This window comes from Bradyrhizobium sp. HKCCYLRH3073 (assembly GCF_051167995.1).
GTDB lineage: Bacteria > Pseudomonadota > Alphaproteobacteria > Rhizobiales > Xanthobacteraceae > Bradyrhizobium.
In genome coordinates this window covers 37,514-59,383 of the sequence record NZ_JBNPUD010000013.1, presented here as the reverse complement: position 1 = coordinate 59,383, position 21,870 = coordinate 37,514, and the positions used below count along the sequence as shown (strand labels likewise).

Sequence of the window (21,870 nt, the reverse complement as noted above, 5' to 3'; positions counted from 1 at the left end):
CGGTGCGCTCCCTCTCCCCGTAAGAACGGGGAGAGGGAGCGCAGCGGCGCTCGCCGTAACCGCTGTTGCCTCCCACCGTCTTGCTCCGCTGCCCCGCTTGCCATATCCGAAAAAGCGTCGCAGCGTAGTTTGCGGCGCTGCAATTGCCTCTTCAAACGGAGCCCCTCCATGAGCGTGACCGCCGCCGGCATTTCCTCGATGGCGACGAGGCAGATCCTCGCCGAGCTCGCGGCCGCCTATGAGGAGGCGACCGGCGAGGTGATCACGATCGAATCCGTCGGCGGCGTCGATGCCGCCAAGCGCATCCGCGCCGGCGAAGCGTTCGATTTCGCGGTGCTGGCTTCCGACGCGTTGCAGAAGCTCGAGGCCGACGGCCACCTCGTGCCCGGCAGCATCATCGAGATCGCGGAATCGCCGATGGCGATGGCGGTGCGCGCCGGCAGCGCCAAGCCCGATCCGCTCGACGAAGCCGCCATGCGCAAGGCGATGGAGAACGCCAAGGCGATCGGCATCTCCACCGGCCCGAGCGGCACATATGTGCAGAAGCTCGCCCGCGACTGGGGCCTGGAGGGCGATGGCGCCTCGCGCCTGGTCCAGGCCAAGCCCGGCATTCCCGTGGCCAAGCTGCTCGCCGATGGCGAGGTCGATGTCGGCTTCCAGCAGCTCAGCGAGATGCTCGGCGCACCTGGCATCGACATCGTCGGTCTGCTGCCGGACGCGCTGCAGCCGGGCACCGTGTTCGCCGCCGCGTTGTGCAACGCCGGCGCACACACCGACGCCGCACGCGCGTTCATCGAATATCTGGTCTCGGACGAGACCGCCGAGACCAAGCGCCAGCACGGCATGACGCCGGTGTGAGGCGGCGAGGGGCAAGGATCGTCCTGGACGTCACGTGCCTCGCAACTTCCGCATGGAACTTCGCCCCGCCGCGCCCTATGGAAGGACGTGTGCTGAAAGCGAATGGAAGGACTCATGCGTCGCTGGCCTCTCGTATCTCTCATCCCTCCGTTGCTGACCGGCTGCGTCACGCAGAGCGCGGAAAATGACAAGGCTGCGGAAGCCGCCGCGATGGCGACGCATCTGCCGGCCGACTATCGTCAGATCCTCGCCAACGATTTCAAGACCTGGCCGGACTACGCTGGCATGCCCATCACCAAGGCCCAGATATCGAACCCCGCCAAGGAGTTCGGTGACATCCTCAATGGTGGAACCGTGGTCGGCATCTGCGTGCGCTACATGACCAAGCCGCGTGCTTTTGGACAGGAGCTCAGCCCGCGGACGGTGGTTGAATCGATTTCCTTCACCAACAAGCGCCTGAATCACGCAGGTCTGAAAGGCCGGCGCGAGATCGCGATGCTCAGCTGCGACGCAAAGCGCGTCTACTCGCCCTTTCCCGAGATCGAGACGGAGTAGGCACGGATCGGAAGCGACCAGCGCATCGGCACCGGCTTGGGGCGCGGCTGCCGGTTGCGCGCGTCGGCCGATCCCTTCGACGGTCCAGGGGCGACGAAAAATGGTCCGCGCGTATGTCGTCCGAGCCCCGCGCCGTTCGTCTTGTCATCGAACGGCAGAGGAGGAGACGAATGAGCACATCGCACTATCGCTGGGTGATCGTGGCGGCCGGGGGCGTGCTCGGCTGCGTCGCGGTCGGCGGCCTGTTCTCGCTGCCGGTGTTCCTCAAGCCGATGGCCGCCGAGACCGGCTGGTCGGTCGCGGGGATCTCCAGCGCGATGACCATCGGCTTCCTGGCGATGGCCGTCACCAGCATGGCCTGGGGCACGCTGTCCGACCGGATCGGCCCGCGTCCCGTGCTGCTGATCGGATCGGTCCTGCTCGCCGTCAGCCTGCTGCTGGCAAGCCTGACGTCCTCGCTGCTGGCGTTCCAACTGCTGTTCGGACTGATCGCTGGCATCGCGACAGCGGCGATCTTCCCGCCGGTCATGGCGACCGTCACCGGCTGGTTCGACACCCACCGCAGCCTCGCGGTCTCGCTGGTCTCGGCCGGCATGGGTGTCGCGCCGATGACGATGTCGCCGCTCGCGGCCTGGCTCGTGTCCAGCTACGACTGGCGCACCGCGATGCAGTGCATCGCCGCCATCGTCGCCGCCATCATGATCCCGACGTCGCTGCTGGTGGGCCGTCCACCCTCGTCAGCGCCCGACGCCGCCCTCGCGTCGGGCCCTACCGACGGTCCGGCCGAGATGACGCGCGCGGCGGCGCTGCGCTCGCCGCAGTTCCTGATCCTGCTCGCCACCAACTTCTTCTGCTGCGCCACCCATTCCGGCCCGATCATCCATACCGTCAGCTACGCCGTCACCTGCGGCATCCCGCTGATGGCGGCGGTGACGATCTACAGCGTCGAGGGCCTCGCGGGCCTCGGCGGCCGCATCGCCTTCGGCCTGCTCGGTGACCGCTTCGGCGCCAAGCGTGTGCTCGTTCTCGGCCTGCTGGCGCAGGCGTTCGGTGCGCTCGCCTACGTGGCCGTGCGCGACCTCGCCGCGTTCTATGCCGTCGCGGCGACGTTCGGCTTCCTCTATGCCGGCACCATGCCGCTCTACGCGGCGATCGCGCGCGACAACTTTCCGCAGAGCATCATGGGCACGGTGATCGGCGGCACGGCGATGGCCGGCAGCCTCGGCATGGCGACCGGCCCGCTGGCCGGCGGCCTGATCTACGACAGCTTTGCCAGCTACACTTGGCTCTATGTCGGCTCGTGGGTGATGGGCCTCGGCGCTGTCATGATGATGATGACATTCAGGCCGTTTCCCAAGCCGGCGTCGCAGCCTGGCGTCGTGCCGATGCAGGCGCCGGCCTGACGCTGCTGCATCGCACCTTCACGCGCGCTGTCGGAATCGGACAACAACGCTTGATCCACCGGCAGGAACTGTGATGTCGCAGCCGGGTTGGGCGAGCGTGGGGTTCAACCGGATGGAGATCGGATCCATGAAGAAGACCCAGCTCGCCCTTGCCACCCTCGTCGCCGCCACCCTCGCTGCCGTCCCGCTCGCCGCGCAAGCCAAGCATGCCAGGAAGCACAGCGCCGCGACCTCGACGACCTCGTCGCAGACCACCGGCAGCAACATGCGGGCGACCGGCGGCGCGATGAAGTCCAGCCGCGATTCCACCTCGTCGAGCCAGGGCAACGTCGGCCCCGGCACGAACCAGGCGGGGAGCATGGGGAAGTAGGACGGAATCGTCCCTCGGATTCCGCGTCGGAGTGCCCGGTGCCCGGGCTTTCCGGCGCGCGGTGGCACTCCGCAGCAGCGCAGCGATGCAAGACGCCGCTACACCACAGCGCTGCAAGACGACGCGCTCCACGCGAACGGACGGCACGAAACCACGGGAGCGAACAAACCTTGCGAACACCAATCGGCCTCGCCAATCGGGCGATGAGTCCCGATCAGCAAAGCCCGATCACTTCGAGGCTTCCTTGATCTTGTGATCCAAATGCCCGGTGCCGTGGTCCCGGCGCAACTGGCTCAGCGACGTCTCGTTGAGCTGAAGCAGCACGTCGCTCAGCTTCGTCGAGTCCGGATAGCCCGCTGCGAACGACTTCCCGTAGATCTTGCGCAGCGTGCCGACCAGCGTATTGCCGTGCTTCCTGCTGATCTCGCCATCCTTGTCCCGATGGCGGCCGTCCAGGCCCGGTTCCTTCATGCGTCTCTCCCCCTGATGCGACTTCTGTGCTTCTGATAGCCTGCGCTCAATCAACGAGATTGGCAACGCTGCAGCGCGACAGACGAAGTCGCGGGCGCCTGTGCGTCGTTGCGGTTGGCCATCTTTTTCAAGGCGTCGGCCGAAATAAAGATTTCACTTGCCGGTTTTCCGAAATCGCGATTTTATCTGCGGATCCCGCCTCATGCAGAGGGCGTACGCGTCGTCACGATACGTGGAGGTGGGCTGCGATGGACGTGGATGCTGCGCCAGACGAGCGCGTGCGTCGCGGACGGCGAAGTCGTGTGGTCCCGGCCTCCCGATGCTGAGGTCAAGCCTGCTGTTATGCGCAAGCGTCACGCGGGCGATGGGGGCAAGAAAGCCCGATCCCCAAGGAGAGCACGAAGGACACCGTTAAAACCGATCGCGCAGGGAGGGCCGGGTCGTCCGGCTGGACCTGTGGTACCTGCCGCCTGCATCTTTTTCGCAGGCGGGCCACGGGCCTCAGTCGAGGTCCGGCTCTCCCTGCGCCTCTCGTATGTCGAGGCGCGCCGACCAGCGCATCCCTCGGACTCATCGAGCCGCGAGACTGCGCGCGCACGCCTGAAGCGACCGCAAGTGGCTGTTTGACATCTGGCTGTTTGACATCCGAATGACGTGACGGTGCTTGTCTGCGCCCGTGACAACGTCGAGCAGCGTCGGGCCGAACCCACGGATAGGAGACGCGGTCAGTCGCAGTACGTCTCAAGGAGCTCGACGGTGAGAAACCGGATCGCGCCATAGAGCGGTCGTGTTCATCCGTGAACGAGGACAACGAGAGCTCCACGCCGCCGGCATTTGCAGCAGGGTTGGCCCCAGTGATGGAGAACACCACTCGGCAAACGACAATTGCGGAAGGATGTCGAAACAGTATCACGTTGAGGTTGTGTTGAGAAGGCTTGAGTGTACAATCTTGGGGATGCCAGATTTTCGATGGGAGCGACGGGCTTCCCGATAGGTGTGCTGGCTGAGAGAGGGTCGTGCCGGCATGCCTCTCATCGTCTATCCGCATTGCGACATGCACGTCGCGCTGAAGAAGCCCGCGACCAAGGTGCTGCCGTTCCGCGTGTTCGACCAGGACCTGCCGAACGGCTCGACGACCTACACGCTGACCGACGTCACCGCGGACTGCAATTTTCGAATCCTGGCGCCGTACAACCCGGTCGGGTCCCGGCTGACCAGCTTCGTGACGATTGATCCTGCGGCGCGCACCATCACCGGCGACGACGTCGGCATCAATCTCGTGGTGATCGAATACGGCCCCGGCTACGTCGTCGCGCGTATCCAGGTGCACGACGATGTGCTCGGCTGGTGGTTCGGCAACTCCTCGATCACCACGGCGCTGCATCCGACGGTTGCCCACAGCCAGCCGACGCTGTGCGCGCTGTTCAGCGACGATCCGACCGGGACCGATCTCGTCGGCGACATCACCGGGCACGGCTTCGTCACGCTCAGCTCGGCCAGCCCCGGCACCTTCGTGGTGGCAAATACGAACAATGAGGGACGGTTGAGGGGCGTGAGCGAGGGCGCGGCCCAGCTCGACGGCAGCTTCCTCGGCGTCAACCAGAGCCTGCCGGTGAAGGTGGTCGACTACGCCAAGACCCGCGACAACATCTCCACGGTGCGCGCCGGCGACCTCGCCAATGCCTCCGAGATGCACAACATCCTGTTCCTCGCCGAAGGCTTTCGCGCGTCCGAGAAGGACAAGTTCGACAAGATCGTGCAGGAAGCGGCGGACGGTCTGTTCTCGCAGAAGCGCCACGAGCCCTATGGCACGCTCGCGGGCAGCTTCAACGTATTCAAGGCCTTCCAGGCGTCGGAAGAGCAGGCGGTGACCTGCGGCTGGCGCGTCAACGACGAGGAGACCTCCGAGCTCGGCAAGGGCGGACCGATTCCGTGGAACTACAGCGTTTCGGACGACAAGAGCATCTACGAGGTCGACGAGCTCGTGGCCCGTGTCGGCCTGCCGCTCCGCAACGAGACTGCGACGCCGGCGCAATTGAAGGCGCGGTGGGCGAGCCAGTCGCTGCCCAATTACGACGCGGCGAAGGTCAACGACACCCTGATCGAAGCGTGGAGGAAGCAGAAATCGCTCGGCATCCTGGAGGCACGTGACACCTTCTACGGCCTGATGCTCGGCGCCCGCTGGGGCGACCGGTCGGCGAAGTCCGGGGCCGCTTTGACGATGCCGGCGGCGGATGCGGCGGGCGATGCCAACCTCGCGCCGCTGATCGCCCGCGCCTATCAGTTCTTCAAGCCGGCCAGCGCCACCCGGCACCTTGCCCCGGATCCGCGCCGGCACCCGCCGGAGCTCGCCAGGGACGGCCGCGCGAACGTTGCGGCGCCGATCATGGCCTACCTGTCCGGACTGCGGCTCGGGCCGTCGCCGCACACCGCGCTCGGCGCCGAGTGGATACCGGACGGCACCTTCAAGCGCAGCCGCGGCCTGATCGCCATGATCACCAACGAGGACATGATCGGCGGCACCAATTTCAACCAGTCGACCGTGACCGCCAATTCGCTGCAGAGCCTGAAGACGCTCGATTTCGAATATCCGGCGACCAACACGGCGACGAAGAAAGTGATGCGGCGCAAGCCTGCCAGCGACATCGACGCCGACCTCACCGATATTATCGACACGGTTGCGCACGAATTCGGCCATTCCTTCAATCTCGGCGACGAATACGAGACGAGCGCCGAAGACAATGCGACCGCTTCGAGCGAGGACGACAACATCGTCGCGCTCGCCGACATCTTTCAGGATCCGAGCTACGCCGCCAACCACTCCCGTCTGGTCGATCCGTCCAAGGTGAAATGGTTCGAACTTCTCAGGATCGAGCTTTCGGCCAAGCTGACCCAGGCTTCGACCCAGCAGGGTGGCTCGATCGAGGTCAGGATCGACCCGCGCCAGATCCCGCGCTGGGTGCAGGCGAAGGCGGCCGGCCGCCAGGCGTTTCTCCGCCGCATCCAGATCACGGCGATCGGCCAGCAACTGCCGCTTACGTTCATCGATGCCGATTACCTCGTCAGACTCGACATCGGCGACATCGACCAGAACCTCGGCTCGATCCGGCTCGGCGGGCTGGAATTGCCGCCGGCGCCGTTTCCCGTGTTTCCGAAAGGCTCGCTGCTGTTCGTGCCGCGCCGCGACGATGCGGACGCGCTGGTCTATGTGGTGGAAAAGAAGGTGCGCGACTTCATCGCAGGCAACCATCTGCCGCTCAACAAGGATACCGACACCGCTCATGTGAACGACGAGGGCGACGACCCGAAGGACATCCCGGACTTCAAGCCGCCATGCAAGGCGCAGCGGCTGGTCGGCCTGTACGAGGGCGCATACAACTTCACCGGGCTGGTCTATCGGCCGGCCGGCGACTGCAAGATGCGGAACAGCAGCGGCGCTTTCTGCCATGTCTGCAAATGGCTGATCACCAACCGCGTCGATCCCGCTCTGCACGACGTCGTCGACCGTGAATTCTATCCGGAGGCCAAGAAAAATGGCTGAACCGGGCGCCCTCGAAACGATCGTCGCCGAGATCGGCAAGCTGCTGCTGCCGCTGCGGGCGGCGGTGGAGTCGCCGGCCGCGTTCCAGGGCCTGCTGCTCAAGCTGGGCTGGGATTCCGACGTGATTCCGAAGCCGATCGCCGATCTCGCGGTCGACTTGCAGTTGTTGTTCGATCGGCTCCAGGCGCTGGTCGGTGGTGGGCTGTCGCTCGACGGCGAAGTGGCATCCGACGGCGAGATGACGCTGGAGTCCGGGGCGCTCGAAGACGCCTTCAAGGCCATCGAGGCGATCGCCGGCGTCGTGCAGGCGATCGACGACCTCGTCTCGGCGCCCGGCGGTGCATTTTCGGCGACGCTGAACGCCGACAATTTCAAGGGCGAGTTTCCGGGGCAGCTCGTCGGCTATCTCTTCATCACCTATCTGCGCAACCATCATCCGGGCATCGGTTTCGCGCTGCAGGCGCTCGGCGTCATCAGCACCCGCTATACCGCGCCGGCCGGCAACCGCCCGGACTACATCGACTACAGGTTCAGTTTCCCGGATCTGCCGAAGATCGTCTCCGACCCGGTGACACTGTTCGAGAACGCCTTCGGCTGGGGCACCGACAGCTTCGACTTCTCCGGCTTCGCGCGACAGATCGACAGCCTCGCGGCCGGGCTCGGGCTCGACGTCCGGATGGTGGAGGTGCCGGATCGGGTCGCGCGCGCGCTCGAAGGCGGCCCTCCGACCGGGCGTGCCGCGGTGCGCAAGCGGCTCCGCCTGGTGTTCTTCGAGCGGGCGCGCGACGCGGGCCGGCTATCGGCCGAGCTCGGACTGTTCCCGCTGCCGAAGTCCGGGAGCAAGAAGCCGGGCTTCGCGCTGCTGCCGTCGTTCAGCGGGCTGCTGTCGGTGCGGATGCAGCTCGGTCCGACGATCGCGGTGACGATCTCGAGCGACCTCGATCTCACCGGCGGTGTCGGCCTGATGGTGCGGCCGGGCAGCGGCATCGACATGGTGACCGGCTTCGCGGGCAGCGGCGCGCCGACGTCGGCCAAGGGCACCGCGCGCGTCGAAGTGGAATACTCCGCCGCCTCCGGCAGCCCGACCATTATCCTCGGCACCGGCGAGGGCACGCGGCTCGAATACCAATCGGTGAGCGGTGCCGGCGGCTTCACGCTGGTGGCGGGCAAGGACGTCGAGGTGTTCGCCGAGGTGGACCTCAAGGGCCTCGCTTTCGTCCTTGACGCGTCCGGCTCGGACGGCTTCATCTCGACCATCCTGTCGGGGATCTCGACGCGGTTCGAGTTCGATCTCGGCCTCGGCGTCGCCTATCCGCGCGGCGTGTATTTCCGCGGCACCTCGCATCTCGAGATCCAGATCCCAGCGCATATCGACCTCGGTCCGATCGAGGTGCAGGGACTGACGCTCGCGGTGACACCATCGGGTGGCGGCCTCCCGATCGATATCGGCGCGACGCTGAAGGCGGCGCTCGGTCCGCTGGTCGCGGTGGTGGAAAATATCGGGCTGCGGACCGATCTCGCTTTTCCGGGGAGCGGCGGCAATCTCGGCCCGATCGATCTATCCTTCGGCTTCAAGCCACCGAACGGCGTCGGGCTGTCGATCGATGCCGGGGCGGTGACAGGCGGCGGCTATCTCTTCATCGATCCGGACCGCGGCGAATATGCCGGCGCGCTCGAACTGAAGATCCTCGACTTTCTCTCGGTGACGGCAATCGGCGTCATCACCACCAAGATGCCGGACGGGTCAAAGGGCTTTTCCTTCATCGCCATCATCACGGTCGAGTTCAATCCCGGAATGCAGCTCGGCTTCGGCTTCACCCTGCTGGGAGTCGGCGGACTCGTCGGCCTCAACCGCTCGATGGACCTCGACGCGCTGGTCAACGGCGTGCGCGCCGGCTCGCTGGACTCGGTGCTGTTCCCGCACGACGTCGTTGCCAACGCGCACCGGATCATCTCCGACCTCCGCACCTTCTTCCCGCCGGAGCAGGGGACCTTCCTGATCGGCCCGATGGCGAAGTTCGGCTGGGGCACGCCGACGCTGATCAGCCTGTCGCTGGGGATCATCATCGAGATTCCCGGCAACATCGCCATCATCGGCAAGCTGACGGTGGCGATCCCGGACGAGCGGCTGCCGCTCATCATCATCCAGGTCGCCTTCATGGGCGCGATCGAATTCGACAAGAAGCGCGGCTGGTTCTTCGCCATCCTGTACGAATCGCGCGTGATCTTCATGCCGCTCGACGGCGGCATGGGCGTGCTCGCGTCATTCGGCGGCGACGCCACTTTCATCGTCTCCGTCGGCGGCTTCCACCCGGCCTACAATCCACCGCCGCTGCCGTTCCCGCCGATCCCCCGGATCGCGATCAACATCCTCAACACGCCGGTGGCCCGCATCCGGGTCGACGCCTATTTCGCGGTGACGTCGAACACCGTGCAGTTCGGCGCACATGCGGAGCTTTATTTCGGCATCTCGATCGCCAGCATCGAGGGCCATCTCGCCTTCGACGCGCTGTTCCAGTTCTCGCCGTTCTATTTCATCATCACGATCTCTGCCTCGCTGTCGGTGAAGCTGTTCGGCGCGGGGCTGTTCAGTATCCGCTTCCGCGGCTCGCTCGAAGGCACATCGCCCTGGCACGTCGAGGGCACCGGGAGCATCTCGCTGCTGTTCTGGGACGTCGACGTCGACTTCTCCCACACCTGGGGCGACAAGGAGGACACCAGCCTGCCGCCGGTCTCCGTGCTGCCCCTGCTGGTGGCGGAATACTCGAAGGCGGAGAATTGGACTGCCGCGCTGCAGAACAGCAGCAGGCTGTTGGTGACGCTCAAGACCGTGGACGCGGGCTCCGACCTTGTGCTGCATCCGGTCGGCTCGCTCAAGATCACCCAGCGTGCGATTCCGCTCGGCATCACCCTCGACAAGATCGGCGCGCAGCGCCCGGACGACGCCAATTACTTCTCGGTCGCGGCCGCGACGTCGGGCATCGAGAAGCGCGCCACCATCCGGGAGTCGTTCGCGATCGCCCAGTTCAAGGACCTCAAGGACGGCGAGAAGCTCAGCGCTTCCGACTACGAGGCCGAGGAGGCGGGGCTGGAGCTGTCGGTCACTGGCAACCAGGCCAAGACCAGCTATGTCACCAAGCGCATCGCCCGCTACGAAGAGATCATCGTCGACAACAATTTCAAGCGCGCACGCCGGCGCTTCGTCACGCTCATCTCCGGGCTGTTCACGCACTTCCTGGCCAACAACGCCGTGGCGCGGTCGGAGATCTCGGCGAAGTCGCGCGATCTGAAGCACGGATTCGACGACAAGATCGCGGTCGATCAGGCGTCCTATGTGGTGGTGAGCCTGGCCGACAATTCGCCGATCGCCGGCGCGCCTGCGTCGTTCCAATCGCGCGCCAGCGCCGGTGAATTCATGGCGGCGGAGACGCGGCGCAATCCGAACTTCGCCAGCGAGGCCCATATCGTGCGCCCGCACGAGATGAAGCGCGCGGCGTAGCGGAGGCACGATGATGGCGGGCGGTCCGGCGAGGCGGCGGGGAGGGGCGGGATGAGCGACACGATCGGCACCTATTCCTTCCTGCCCTGGCTGCGGCTCGGCGTGGCGAACAACATCACCGCGGCCGACAACGACAACGCGGTGGCGCTGCGCGCGACGATCAAGGTCGACTTGTCGCTGGCCGGGCGGCCGGTCCAGGGCGACACGGATCTGACGGCGACGATTTCGCGCGACGTCGCGCTCTATGGTCCCGGCGACATCGTCGGCATCGATCCGAAGGCGGTGGTGAAGGTGGAGCCGCGCGACTGGATCACCAATTTCGAGCCGAACTACCTGCCCTTCGTTGAGTTCTATGACGAGGATTTTCCGTGGCGCTACACGCCGGCCGCGCCGGACGAGTCGCGCCACCGGCTGCGCCCGTGGCTCGCACTCTTGGTGCTCGAGGTGGAGGAGTTCAAGGAAGTCGCGGTGTCGTCGGCGCGGCCGCTGCCGGCGATCGAGGTGACGGGCGATCCGGTCTCGGTGTTTCCGCCCGCCGACCAGCTTTGGGCCTGGGCGCACGTCCACGTCAATCGCGACCTGGTCCAGCAGGACGGCGTGGTGGAATCGACCAATGCCGACCAGGCGAGGGCGCGACTGGAGAGCCTGCTGGCCAGCAATCCGGACTACGCCTATTCGCGCGTCCTGTCGCCGCGTCAGTTGAAGCCGAATACGTCCTACCATGCGTTCGTGGTGCCGACCTTCGAGAGCGGCCGTCTCGCCGGCCTCGGAATCGCGCCGGTGGCGAATCCCGCGCTCTTCGCCACCCTGTCGGCCTGGGCGGACTATACCGACCGGCCGTTCCCGACGCTGCATCCGGTGTACAAGCGGTGGTACTTCAAGACCGGGACGGTGGGCGATTTCGAGTACCTCGTCCGCCTGCTGAAGCCGCGTCCGCCGGACTCGCGGCTCGGCCGCCGCGACATGGACACGCAGACGCCGGGTTCCGGGATGCCGCCCATCGCGGTCGCCGGGCTTCACGGGGTGCTGCGGCTCGGCGGCGCGCTCAAGGTGCCGGACGAGGCGCTGACCGGTGCGCAGGAGGCAGAAGCTGCGGCCTATGAGGGCTGGGATGAACCCTACGCGCACGAATTCGAGAAGGCGCTGGCGGGCTTCGTCAACCTGACCGACGACTATGCCCGCGAAGGCGCGCCCGACCCGGTGATCACGCCGCCGCTGTACGGCCGCTGGCACGCGCTCACCGAACGGCTGCTTGAGGAGGCCGACGGCAGCGACGCGCCGCAGCCGCGCAACTGGGTGCACGAGCTCAATCTGGACCCGCGGTTTCGCGTTCCCGCCGCGTTCGGCACGGAAGTCGTGCAGAAGAACCAGGAGGCCTATATGGACGCCGCCTGGGACCAGGTCGGCGACATCCTCGCGGCGAACCGGCGGATCAGGCTGGCGCAATTCGCCAAGGCGGCGGCCGCGATCTGGCATGCGCGCCATCTCGGGCCGCTGAAGGATCTCAGCGCGGAGCGCGGGCTCACGATGATGGCGCCGGTGCAGCGCCGGGTGATCGCCGACGGCTTCACGCTGCGCCATCGGCTCAAGGAAAGCACGGTGCCCCGCGCGGCGCTGTCTGCGCCGTTCCGGCGCGCGCTCCGGCCGCGCGACCAGGTCGCGGCGACGCTCGGCTTCGACTCGCCGAAAGGCGCCGAAGAGCTGCTGGAGAAGATCAATCGCGGCGAGGTCAGCGCGGCGCCGCCGCGGGTCACCCCGGAAGCCTTGCCGGCGGTGGAGGATGTCGCCGCGCAACTTCAGCCGAAGTCGCTGCCCGCGGAGCTGACCGACTGGCTCGCCAAGCACCGCTGGGCGAAGTGGGTATTGCTGGTCGTTCTGCTGCTGCTCGCCGTGCTGCTGCTGGCCGTCGCCATTCCGTTCGCGATCGTGGTCGCGGCAGCGGCGCTGGCGCTGTTCGGATGGCTGGTGCGGCTCGAGAAGCAGGCCGGCATCGCGACCGGCGTGTTGCCGCAAGGGGCTTCGCCCGAGATCATCGACGCGCTGCCGGGCTTTCCGTCTTTCACCATCCGCGATCCCGATCCCGCCGCGCCGGAGCCGGTCGGCGGCGCTTCGTCCACCGACAGCCCGGAGGCGGCGCGCTTCAAACTGGCCCTCAAGGACCTCAACCGGCTGCTCACAGTCAGCGCCGATCTCGGCAGGCCGCCGTTGCGCAAGCCGATCGACATCGCCGCGCTCGGAGCGTCGACCTTCGCTGCGATTGATCCCGACAAGACGGTGCCCGCCTGCACCTTCTCCTCGATCACCATTCCGCCGCGAGTGCTGGCCATCAACGGGATCGCGACGCTGCTGCAGCCGGAAGTGTTCAAGCCGGTGATGGCATATCCGGAAATCGACCTGCCGATGTACAAGCCGCTTCTCGGCCTGTCCGACGAGCACTTCCTGCCGAACATCGACAAGATTCCGCAGAACACGATCACGCTGCTCGAGACCAATCAGCGTTTCATCGAGGCCTACATGGTCGGCCTCAACCATGAATTCGCCCGCGAGCTGCTGTGGCGCGAATATCCCACCGACCAGCGCGGCAGCTGCTTCCGCCAGTTCTGGGACCCGAGCGGCGTGATCGACCGGGAGGGCCTGTCGAAGGACGAGCTGCGCGAAAAGCTCCGCGATATTCCGCCGCTCCACACCTGGTCGCTGTTCTCCAAGCTCGGCGATCACGACCATCGCGAGAAGCCGGGCGAGAACGAGGAGGAAGTCGTCCTCGTCATCCGCGGCGAGCTGCTGAAGAAATATCCGACCGCGGTGATCTACGCCCAGAAGGCGCGCTGGCAGCGCGACGACGGCGGCGCGATCAATCCCCGCGTCGAGCGGGTGCTGGAGACCGACGGTCCGGTGGAGGATCGCCTGCGCACACCGCTCTACGAAGCCAAGGTCGATCCCGACATCACCTTCATCGGCTTCGACCTGACCTCGAAGGAGGCGAAGGGGGGCAGCGGCCGCGGCAATTCGACGGCGCCGGGCTGGTTCTTCGTCATCAAGGAGCGGCCCGGCGAGCCGCGCTTCGGCCTCGATATTTCTCGCGATGGGCCGCTCAACGTCTGGAACGACCTCGCCTGGCCCGACGTGCTGTCCGACGCCGACAAGGGCTTCCTGCAGATCAGGCCGGGCGGGCCGACCCTCACCCTGGACGATCCGGTGGCTCCGGAGCTGCAGGAGAAGAAACAACAATACGATGAGGACAAGGCGCTCCGCTGGCATCCGGACAGCAACTCCGCGGAGCTCGCCTACATCCTCTACCAGGTTCCCGTGCTGGTCGCGGTGCACGGCAGCGAGATGCTGCCGAACTGATCGCGCAGCGGACACGACAGGGGGCGGCTGAAGCGAAATGTCCGAGTTCGATGATATCCGCAAGGAGCTGGAAGCGTCGCGCGCCGCGGCCGATGCGACGTCGCGCGAAATCGGCCGGCTTCGCCACACCCGCGCGCGGCTGATCCGCGACCGCGCACGGGCCGAGCGCGTCAGCAAGGGCGCCGACGATCCGGCGCTGGCGGCGATCGACAAGGAGATCAAGGCGGCGGCCTCCGAGATCGAGCGGCTGGGCGGTGCGCTGAGGGCGGCGAAGGACGAAGTGGTCCGCAATATCGGGCTGTTCGCGAACTTCACCGATCCCCGCCGCAACATCGGCCTGCTGTCCGATCAGACGCCGATCCTGCTGATGCCGCTGCGAATCGAAACGCGCTTCAAGCAGGCGGCGGAATTCGGCGGCGACCGCGACGAGCTGTGGGTCCGGGTCTATCCGGACGACATCGCCGTCGACAGCTTCGAGGAGGCGTTGTCGGAAGACGAAGTGAAGCGCGCCCAGGCCTATTGGGCCGACGTCTGGCGGGCGAACCACGACCCCGCCGGGGAGCGGGCCGCCTGGCGAACGCTGCTGAGCGGGCAGGGCTCGGGGCGGTCCTACTACGTGATCCAGACTCATCGCCCGCTCAACGAGGTGGCGCGACCGGCCAAAGTGGAAGGCGTGCCGACCGTGATCCTGACGGTGGTGACCAGCGCGCCGCTCGTCGATCCCGAGCGAGGTGCGGTCAGCACGTTCTGGACGGCACTGTGGCGCGCGGGCACCGATGCGGCCGCGCAGGCGGACGCGATCGCCGCGCTCGACAGCGCGCTCGGCGCCGAGCGCGCCGCGGCGGTCCGTGAGGCGTACCGGCCGCGGAATCTCGCCGACGCGCCGCCCGAAGGCGCGGACCGCGCGACCACCACGGTCATCGCCGCGTATCTGGAGTTTCCCGCCACGGACGCCACGCCGATGCGCGAGACCGGCTGGTCGCAGCCGGCGACCGCCCGGACCTTGCCTGATCGCCTCGTCCTGCTCGGCTACAACAACGGAACGCTCGAGCTCGAGCAACTTGGAAAACCGATTCCGTCGCCGCTGCCGGTCACGCCGTCGCCGACCGGAACGGACGACGCATCGGTCGCGGGCGACGGCGACGACATCACGTTCGGTCCGGAGCTCGAATGGGTGCGCAACTTCGACCGCGCCGTCGAGATCGGCATGGGATTCCGGGTGCCGCTAACGCCGGCCGCCTTCCGCCGTGGCTTCGATCAGTTGATGGTGCTCGGTGTGCGGCTCGGGGCCGATGCAGACGCCGGCCGGGTCGCGCTGGAGCAGTTGTTCGTCCATCATCATCAGTCGAAGGCGGGGTTCTCGATCCTGCCGCAGGGCCAGCCGACCAACAACGTCGAGGGCGAGGGCGCCGCCTACAGCTGGCGCGAGGATTCCGACGTCAGCTTCGATCACTACTTCGGCACTCCGCCCCTGGACCCCGACGGATGGTTCGAGCGGACAGACGGACGCTGCCTTGCCGCCACGCTCGGTCTCGATCCGGCCGCGCTGGCGGCGATCCCCTTCTACCATCGCCACGACGTCAACGACGCCCGCGCCATGAACACGGCGCTGTGGCCGGCTACGCTCGGCTACTTCATGGAGAGCATGCTTCATCCGATCTTCGACGATTCGACGGTGGAGCGGACCCGCGACTTCTTCGTCCGGCACGTGTCGGCGCGCGGGCCGATGCCTACGATCCGCGTCCGTCGTCAGCCCTACGGCATTCTGCCGGCGACGCCGCGCTCGCGCATCCAATGGATCTTCGCCGGGTCGAACGTCGCGGTCGGGGCCGCGCACGCACCGGACGATCCGGAATTGCGGTTCCTGATGCGGTTGTATCAACTGCTGCGCAAGGTCGAGGCCGATCTGGAGCCGCTGATGTCGCGGGTGTCCTACATCGGCAAGCCGGGCGGCGACCGTCATCAGATACTGCTCGATGTCCTCGGCCTGCACGCCGGATCGGTAGAATTCCAGCAGCGCTTCGCCGAAAGCTTCAAGGAACTGTACAACCGCCTCGCGATGCAGGGGGCGGGCGGCGCCTTGGTCGCGCTCCTGCTCGCCGCAGGCTATGTCGGAAGCGGGCTCGATCTGCTGAAGCAGCTCGGCTACACGCCGCCCGAGGGAATCGAGGTGCCGGACATCCTTGAGAAACTCTTTCTCAAGGCGCCCAACCAGCTCAAGGGCCCGCTGATCGACGACCGTCCGTTGTCGGAGACCGAGCAGATCCGCGCCTACACCGCGGGCGGCGACAACTACATCGGCTGGCTGATCAAGGCTGCGGCGACCTCCCACGACGCGCTGCGGCTGCAGCAGGGCTTCACCCAGCGCCCGAATGCGCTGCTGTATCTCATGCTGCATCACGCGCTCGACCTGAGCTTCGTCGAGACCAGCATCCGTCTGTTCTTCAATGCCGGGCTGATCGGCGAGACCGAGCTGAAGGCGGCGCGGCGCGAGCCGAAGTTCTTCCAGGTCGAGGAGGCGAGCCTCGCCGTGCCGGCTGCGGCCGGCGGCAGCCGCTGGCGCTACCTCCACCGCAGCGACGCCGCCGTCACCGGAACGGGACTGAGGACGGTCGGCGAGTTCATCCCGACGGTGCTGACCTCGATGGTCGCTACCGCGTATCTCAAGCGCCAGCTCGATGCGCTCGAACGGCTGAAGAGGTCGCCGACGGCGGTGCTGGAACGGGTGTTCGCCGAGCATCTCGACCTCTGCACCTACCGGTTCGACGCCTGGTACGGCGGCATCATGAGCCGCCAACTGGAGCGGATGCGCTATCCGAACGGTGCCGGCCGGGGGACCGCCCAGCCGGGCGCACCGGCCGGCGAGGCGAAGAGGGGAATCTATCTCGGCGCCTATGGCTGGCTCGAGAACGTCAAGCCGGAGTTCAAGAAGCTGACGGCCGTCGAACTGCCGGCAAACCTCGCGGCGATCTTTGCCGATCCCGACGCGCCGCCGCTGATGCGCGACCGCAGCAACCAGGGCTACATCCACGCGCCGTCGCTGAACCAAGCGGTGACCGCCGCGGTGCTGCGCAACGGCTATCTGTCCAACGCCACGCCCGACAATCCGGGCAGCCTCGCTGTCAATCTCAGCTCGGAACGGGTCCGCATCGCGCTATCGATTATTGAGGGAATGAAGGGCGAGCAGAGCCTCGGCGCGTTGCTCGGCTACCAGTTCGAGCGCGGCCTGCACGACCGCCACGACGTCGAAGTGGACGGGTTCATCTACGACCTCCGCAAGGTGTTCCCGCTGGTCGGCGACCGGCTGACTCCGACGCGTACCGGTCGGCTCGACGCGTTCGGTCGGCGGCTGCGGATCGACCGGGTGGAGGCGCGCAACGTCATCGACGGCCTGGCCTTGGTCGAGCACATCAAGACCAGCGGCGTGAGCAGCTATCCGTTCGGCCACGATGCCGACCTGCCGGCGGCGAGCCCGCAGCAGGCAGCCGCGATCACCGCCGAGGCCGCGCGGATTGCCGACATCGCCGACGCGGTCGCCGACCTCGCGATGGCAGAGAGCGTGCATCAGGTGGTGCAGGGCAACTACGACCGTGCCGGCGCCGTGCTCGACACCTACTCCAAGGGAAAATTCCCGGCGACCCCCGACGTGGTGCGTACGCCGCGGTCGGGGGTGACGCTGACCCACCGGGTGGCGCTGCATCTCAAGGCCGGGCTCGACCCGAACGACGGCGCGCTGACATCGCCGCGGGCGAAGGCGGAGCCTGCGCTCAACGCCTGGCTCGCGGGCATTCTGCCGCCGCCGGCAGCGGTCGCCTGCTCGGTGACGGTCACCGACCCGCTCGATCTTTCCGCCGTCAACTACAACGTGACGCAGGCCGATCTCGGCCTGCTGCCGATCGACCTGCTGTATCTGCTCGATCCGGACAACGATCCAGCCGCCAAGGCGCTCGACGATCTGATCGAAGCGCATGTGATCGCCGCTCATACGCCTCGCCCGGACGCCATGCTGACGATCGCCTACCGCGAGAGGATCGCGGCGATCGCCGGGCATGTGCCGCTGTTCGAGCTGTCGGCGTTGATGCGGCATCTCAGAAGCCTGCTGCTGCGCTCGCGTCCGCTCAAGGCGAGCGACATGGCGATGGCCGGCGAGGCGAACGAGGCGGTCGATCTCGACGCGGCGCTCGCACGCGAGCGGGCGACGCTGCCGCGCGTCCTGCTCGTCGGGGGGCTTGCGGATCTCGACACCTTCCGTACGGCGCTGCAGGCCCGCCTGGACGCCAAGCAGGAGGCGCAGATCGCCACGGAGATCGAGCTGACGATCACCGGCTTCGTGTCGGTGATGCAGGGTCTCGGTCCGTTCGCGCCGTTGCAGACCGGTACCGGTGCCGTCTACGCCGACCGGCGGCGGATCTTCTCCCAGTTGCATGCCGCACTCGCCGGCTACATCGCTCGATGGACCCGGCAACTCGCCGAGTTCGACGCACGCATGGCCGCTTACGACGCTGATCCGGGCGCGCCGGACGCGGCGAAGTTCCTGGCGCTGCGGGTGGCCGAAAAGCTGATCGCGACCACGGCGACCGACCCTCTACCGGCGCAACCGGACGATTTCCGCGACGATCTCATGAGCGGCAAGCGCGCCGCCTTCGTCGGACAGCGCGCCGCTCTGATCACGCTTTACGACAATGCGTCCGACCTCGCCGCCCTGCACGACGGCATCGAAGCCTCGAAGGCTGCGAACGCCGCGTTCGACGCCGCGGTGATCGACATCGCAGCCCAGCGCGCGGCGATCGTCGCCCTCGCAGAGGACATGGCGAAGCGCACCGCCGCGCTCGCGCTCGAGCTGACGACGCGGCTGCCGGCGATCCAGGCCCGGCTCGATCAATACGATGCCGCGGCGGAGGCGAAGAACAAGATCGAGGCGTTGACCGCGGCGGCGAAGCTGCTGTTCGGCGACGATTTCAAGATCGTGCCGGATTTCGGCCTGCCAGCGGCGCTGGCCGGTGAATGGAGCAACGCCTGGGGCGCGGGCGCGCAGGCGGACGAGACCATTCTCGGGTTCGTCAAGACGACGATCGGACGCCGCTTTCCGCTCGACGACTGGTTCACGGGTGTCGCGCGGGTGCGGTCGAAGCTGCACGATCTGGAAGCCTCGCAGCATCTCGCCGAGGCGTTCACGGGGGCGGGCGTCGCGCTGCAGGCGCTGCAATTTCCGCATCGCCCCGAGTTGCCGTGGCTCGGACTCGAATTCCCGGAGACCGATGCCGACGGAAAGCCGTTCGTGATCGATGAGGACAAGCTGCTCTATACCGCGCATTTCGCCGAAAGCTTCGATCCGGCGCGGCGGCAACTCGGGCTGTTGCTCGACGAGTGGACCGAAGTGATCCCGCGCCCGACCGAAGATACCGGGCTGGCGTTCCACTTCGACCGGCCAAACGCCGAACCGCCGCAGACCCTGCTGCTGGCGCTGCCGCCGAAATTTGTCGGCGCGTGGCAGTGGCAGGATCTCGTCGACACGGTGCGCGAGACGATGGACCTCGCCAAGAAGCGCGCGATCGAGCCCGACCACGTCGACACCACCGCCTATGCCCGCTTCCTGCCGGCGCTGGTGTCCGCCGTGACCTTCCATCCGATCACGGCCTCGCTCAACCTCGCCTTCAACAACAACCTCGCCGCGGTGCTGGCCGAGACGGAGACGGGCAATGGCTGACTATGTCGCGGTTCAGAACCTCTCCGCCGTGTTCTCCGGCAAGGTGAAGCTGCCCACCATCACGTTGTGGAACAGGCTCGAGGGCCGCCCACGCACGCACGATTTCGACCGCGCGCTCAAGGCCGAGGTTCGTGATCCGCTGTGGCTGCTGACGAAGCAGTGGCAGATGGGCGAGTTTCAGGGCGACGACGCCGGCTCGCCGGTCGTCGCCAAGGTGCACATCGAGACCACCGAACTGACGAAATACCGCGCGGCCGGCAATCCGCCCGAAGCGTTCGCCGACGACGTGCCGCTCGAAGCCAAGGTCGAGCGGCGGCCGATCCCGTTCCGTCTCGCCGGCCAGAAGATGGCGTTCGATCTCCGCATCGCCCTGGGCCGACGCTGGCTGAAGCTCGTCGCCGGCATCGAGCCGGGGCTTGCCCAGCAATTCATCGCGGCGCTGCCGCTCGCCATGCCAGATCCGGCGCTCAAGGCCGATGCGCCGGTCGCCGCCCATCGCGAAGCCTGGCAGACGATGGCGGCGCTCGCCGGCAGGTCGATGGACGGCTACGACCTCGTCGAGCATCTGATGGCCGCGCCCGGCAATCACGCGCACGACCTCGTCGCGCTCGGCAACCCGGCCAGCACTGCTGCGATCGAGACGGCGGAGGCGGAATTCCTGGCGTGGTACCGGGAGGCGTTCTACCAGCCCGCCGCGGGTGCGGCCGATGCCTGGCTGCCCGATCGCCTCGAATACGCCTTTGCAGCGTCGGCGCCCAAGGCGGGCGGCGAGAAGCTCGTGGTCGCCGACGAATACTTCCAGGGGCATCTCGACTGGTACAATTTCGACGTCGACGCCTCCGGCGCAGGGCTCGGTGACCTGGCGGACGCGCCGCCGCCTGCCGCCATCGAGACGACCTTCACGGCGTCGTTCATCCCGGCGCCGATCCAGTTCGACGGCATGCCGAACACGCGCTGGTGGACCTTCGAGGAGGGACGAACGAATTTCGGCGACTTCGATCCGGAGACGACGGACGTCAACAAGCTGCTGCTGATCGAATTCGGCCTCGTCTACGCCAACGATTGGTTCCTGATGCCGTTCACGGTGCCGGCCGGGGCGATCACCAGGGTCGCCGGCATGAGCGTGACCAACGTCTTCGGAGAGCGGATCTGGGTCGAAGCCGCGGGCAAGGGCGCGGATGAAGATTGGCAACGCTGGTCGATGTTTACGCTGGCGACGAAGGGGAGCGACCACATTCCCGCCGATCTCAGCCTGTTCATCGTGCCCAGCGTGCCGAAGATCCAGGAGAGCGAACCGCTGGAGTCGGTGGAACTGTTCCGCGACGAGATGGCCAACATGGTGTGGGGCGTCGAGTCGCGGGTGATGTTGGCTTCGGGCGACAGCAAGAGCGGACGCAGCGCTGCGCTCGACACCCGCCGCTATTTCCGTCGCCTAGTGGAGGAGAGCCTGCCGCCGGCCCCACCACCTGCGCCGCCGATCGAGAACGACGCCGCGATCCGCTATCGGCTGATGAGCGAGATGCCGGAGAACTGGATCCCGTTCATCCCAGTGCACATCGACAACGACAGCCGCGAGATTCAGCTGCGTCGCGCCGCGCTGCTGCGGGTCATCGACCGCGACCCGGATCCGCCGGTGCGCGTCGAACCTCGCACAGATCTGCTGCGCCACGGTCTCGACCTCCCGCAGCAGCAGGGCTACAATCTCCATGAGGAGGAGGTGCCGCGCGCGGGCATTCGTGTCACCCAGAGCTTCCAGCGCACGCGCTGGTACAACGGCCGCACTTTCGTCTGGCTCGGCATCCGCAAGGAGACCGATCGCGGCGAGCGGTCGAGCAAGCTCGCTTTCGACACGATCCTTCCGAAGCGGAAGGCATGAACGCATGAAACGTCACCGTCGAATCTGGCGTGGCGCGGCCGCCGGCGGTGGAGGGTTGAACGGGCGCGGGTCATTCCCAAGTCGGTCGTTTCTCGCGCGACGGCAGACGCTCGGTGCCCCAAGACTACGTAGTGGCCGGCAAGCCTGACTATCCGAGGGCCCATTCCCGACCTGAGCGCTTCCTTCATGACACAGCAGGAGCAACGGAGAGCGAGCACGAGGAACACCGTTCGAGGTTGAGC

General features: G+C 66.9%; 10 protein-coding genes. 9 read left to right on the top strand and 1 reads right to left on the bottom strand.

What is annotated here, in order from left to right:
• The first annotated feature begins 168 nt into the window (after positions 1–168).
• The 4 genes from ACQR1X_RS25920 to ACQR1X_RS25905 all read left to right on the top strand — a co-directional run bounded on the left by ACQR1X_RS25920 (position 169) and on the right by ACQR1X_RS25905 (position 3,186).
• Positions 169–858: a substrate-binding domain-containing protein gene (locus ACQR1X_RS25920; protein ID WP_434899891.1), complete on the top strand. Its 690-nt coding sequence runs from the start codon at positions 169–171 to the stop codon at positions 856–858.
• A gap of 114 nt (positions 859–972) precedes the next feature.
• Complete coding sequence (locus ACQR1X_RS25915; RefSeq protein WP_434899890.1) at positions 973–1,413, top strand: hypothetical protein; 441 nt, start codon at positions 973–975, stop codon at positions 1,411–1,413.
• 170 nt (positions 1,414–1,583) lie between these two features.
• Entirely contained in the window at positions 1,584–2,816 is a 1,233-nt protein-coding gene (locus ACQR1X_RS25910) for an MFS transporter (RefSeq protein ID WP_434899889.1), read from the top strand.
• A 127-nt stretch (positions 2,817–2,943) separates the two neighbouring features.
• Positions 2,944–3,186, top strand: coding sequence for a hypothetical protein (locus ACQR1X_RS25905; protein ID WP_434899888.1), 243 nt, complete (start codon positions 2,944–2,946; stop codon positions 3,184–3,186).
• Positions 3,187–3,414: 228 nt separating this feature from the next.
• Here the strand turns inward: ACQR1X_RS25905 and ACQR1X_RS25900 are convergent, their stop codons facing one another.
• Positions 3,415–3,657, bottom strand: a complete 243-nt coding sequence (locus ACQR1X_RS25900) for a hypothetical protein (protein WP_315804587.1) — start codon at positions 3,655–3,657, stop codon at positions 3,415–3,417.
• A 1,024-nt stretch (positions 3,658–4,681) separates the two neighbouring features.
• Between ACQR1X_RS25900 and ACQR1X_RS25895 the strand changes: the two genes are divergently transcribed.
• Genes ACQR1X_RS25895 through ACQR1X_RS25875 form a run of 5 tightly spaced genes read left to right on the top strand, consistent with a single transcriptional unit; the run spans position 4,682 to position 21,628 of the window.
• Positions 4,682–7,198, top strand: a complete 2,517-nt coding sequence (locus tag ACQR1X_RS25895; protein ID WP_316237166.1) for a M64 family metallopeptidase — start codon at positions 4,682–4,684, stop codon at positions 7,196–7,198.
• Positions 7,191–10,697, top strand: a complete 3,507-nt coding sequence (locus tag ACQR1X_RS25890) for a DUF6603 domain-containing protein (RefSeq protein ID WP_434899887.1) — start codon at positions 7,191–7,193, stop codon at positions 10,695–10,697. The genes ACQR1X_RS25895 and ACQR1X_RS25890 overlap by 8 nt, the downstream gene beginning before the upstream one ends.
• Positions 10,698–10,748: 51 nt before the next feature.
• Positions 10,749–14,045 (top strand): hypothetical protein, encoded by a 3,297-nt coding sequence (locus ACQR1X_RS25885; RefSeq protein ID WP_434899886.1) that lies wholly within the window; start codon positions 10,749–10,751, stop codon positions 14,043–14,045.
• A gap of 37 nt (positions 14,046–14,082) precedes the next feature.
• Positions 14,083–19,752, top strand: coding sequence for a hypothetical protein (locus ACQR1X_RS25880; protein ID WP_316181151.1), 5,670 nt, complete (start codon positions 14,083–14,085; stop codon positions 19,750–19,752).
• Complete coding sequence (locus tag ACQR1X_RS25875; RefSeq protein WP_434899885.1) at positions 19,745–21,628, top strand: hypothetical protein; 1,884 nt, start codon at positions 19,745–19,747, stop codon at positions 21,626–21,628. Before ACQR1X_RS25880 ends, ACQR1X_RS25875 begins: the two co-directional genes overlap by 8 nt.
• Positions 21,629–21,870: the final 242 nt, after the last annotated feature.

What these genes read in the sequence shown, in the direction of transcription:
- ACQR1X_RS25900 (WP_315804587.1), bottom strand. Translation starts at nt 3,657, where the DNA reads ATGAAGGAACCGGGCCTGGACGGCCGCCATCGGGACAAGGATGGCGAG.
- ACQR1X_RS25880 (WP_316181151.1), top strand. Translation starts at nt 14,083, where the DNA reads ATGTCCGAGTTCGATGATATCCGCAAGGAGCTGGAAGCGTCGCGCGCC.
- ACQR1X_RS25915 (WP_434899890.1), top strand. Translation starts at nt 973, where the DNA reads ATGCGTCGCTGGCCTCTCGTATCTCTCATCCCTCCGTTGCTGACCGGC.
- ACQR1X_RS25910 (WP_434899889.1), top strand. Translation starts at nt 1,584, where the DNA reads ATGAGCACATCGCACTATCGCTGGGTGATCGTGGCGGCCGGGGGCGTG.
- ACQR1X_RS25920 (WP_434899891.1), top strand. Translation starts at nt 169, where the DNA reads ATGAGCGTGACCGCCGCCGGCATTTCCTCGATGGCGACGAGGCAGATC.
- ACQR1X_RS25885 (WP_434899886.1), top strand. Translation starts at nt 10,749, where the DNA reads ATGAGCGACACGATCGGCACCTATTCCTTCCTGCCCTGGCTGCGGCTC.
- ACQR1X_RS25905 (WP_434899888.1), top strand. Translation starts at nt 2,944, where the DNA reads ATGAAGAAGACCCAGCTCGCCCTTGCCACCCTCGTCGCCGCCACCCTC.
- ACQR1X_RS25890 (WP_434899887.1), top strand. Translation starts at nt 7,191, where the DNA reads ATGGCTGAACCGGGCGCCCTCGAAACGATCGTCGCCGAGATCGGCAAG.
- ACQR1X_RS25875 (WP_434899885.1), top strand. Translation starts at nt 19,745, where the DNA reads ATGGCTGACTATGTCGCGGTTCAGAACCTCTCCGCCGTGTTCTCCGGC.
- ACQR1X_RS25895 (WP_316237166.1), top strand. Translation starts at nt 4,682, where the DNA reads ATGCCTCTCATCGTCTATCCGCATTGCGACATGCACGTCGCGCTGAAG.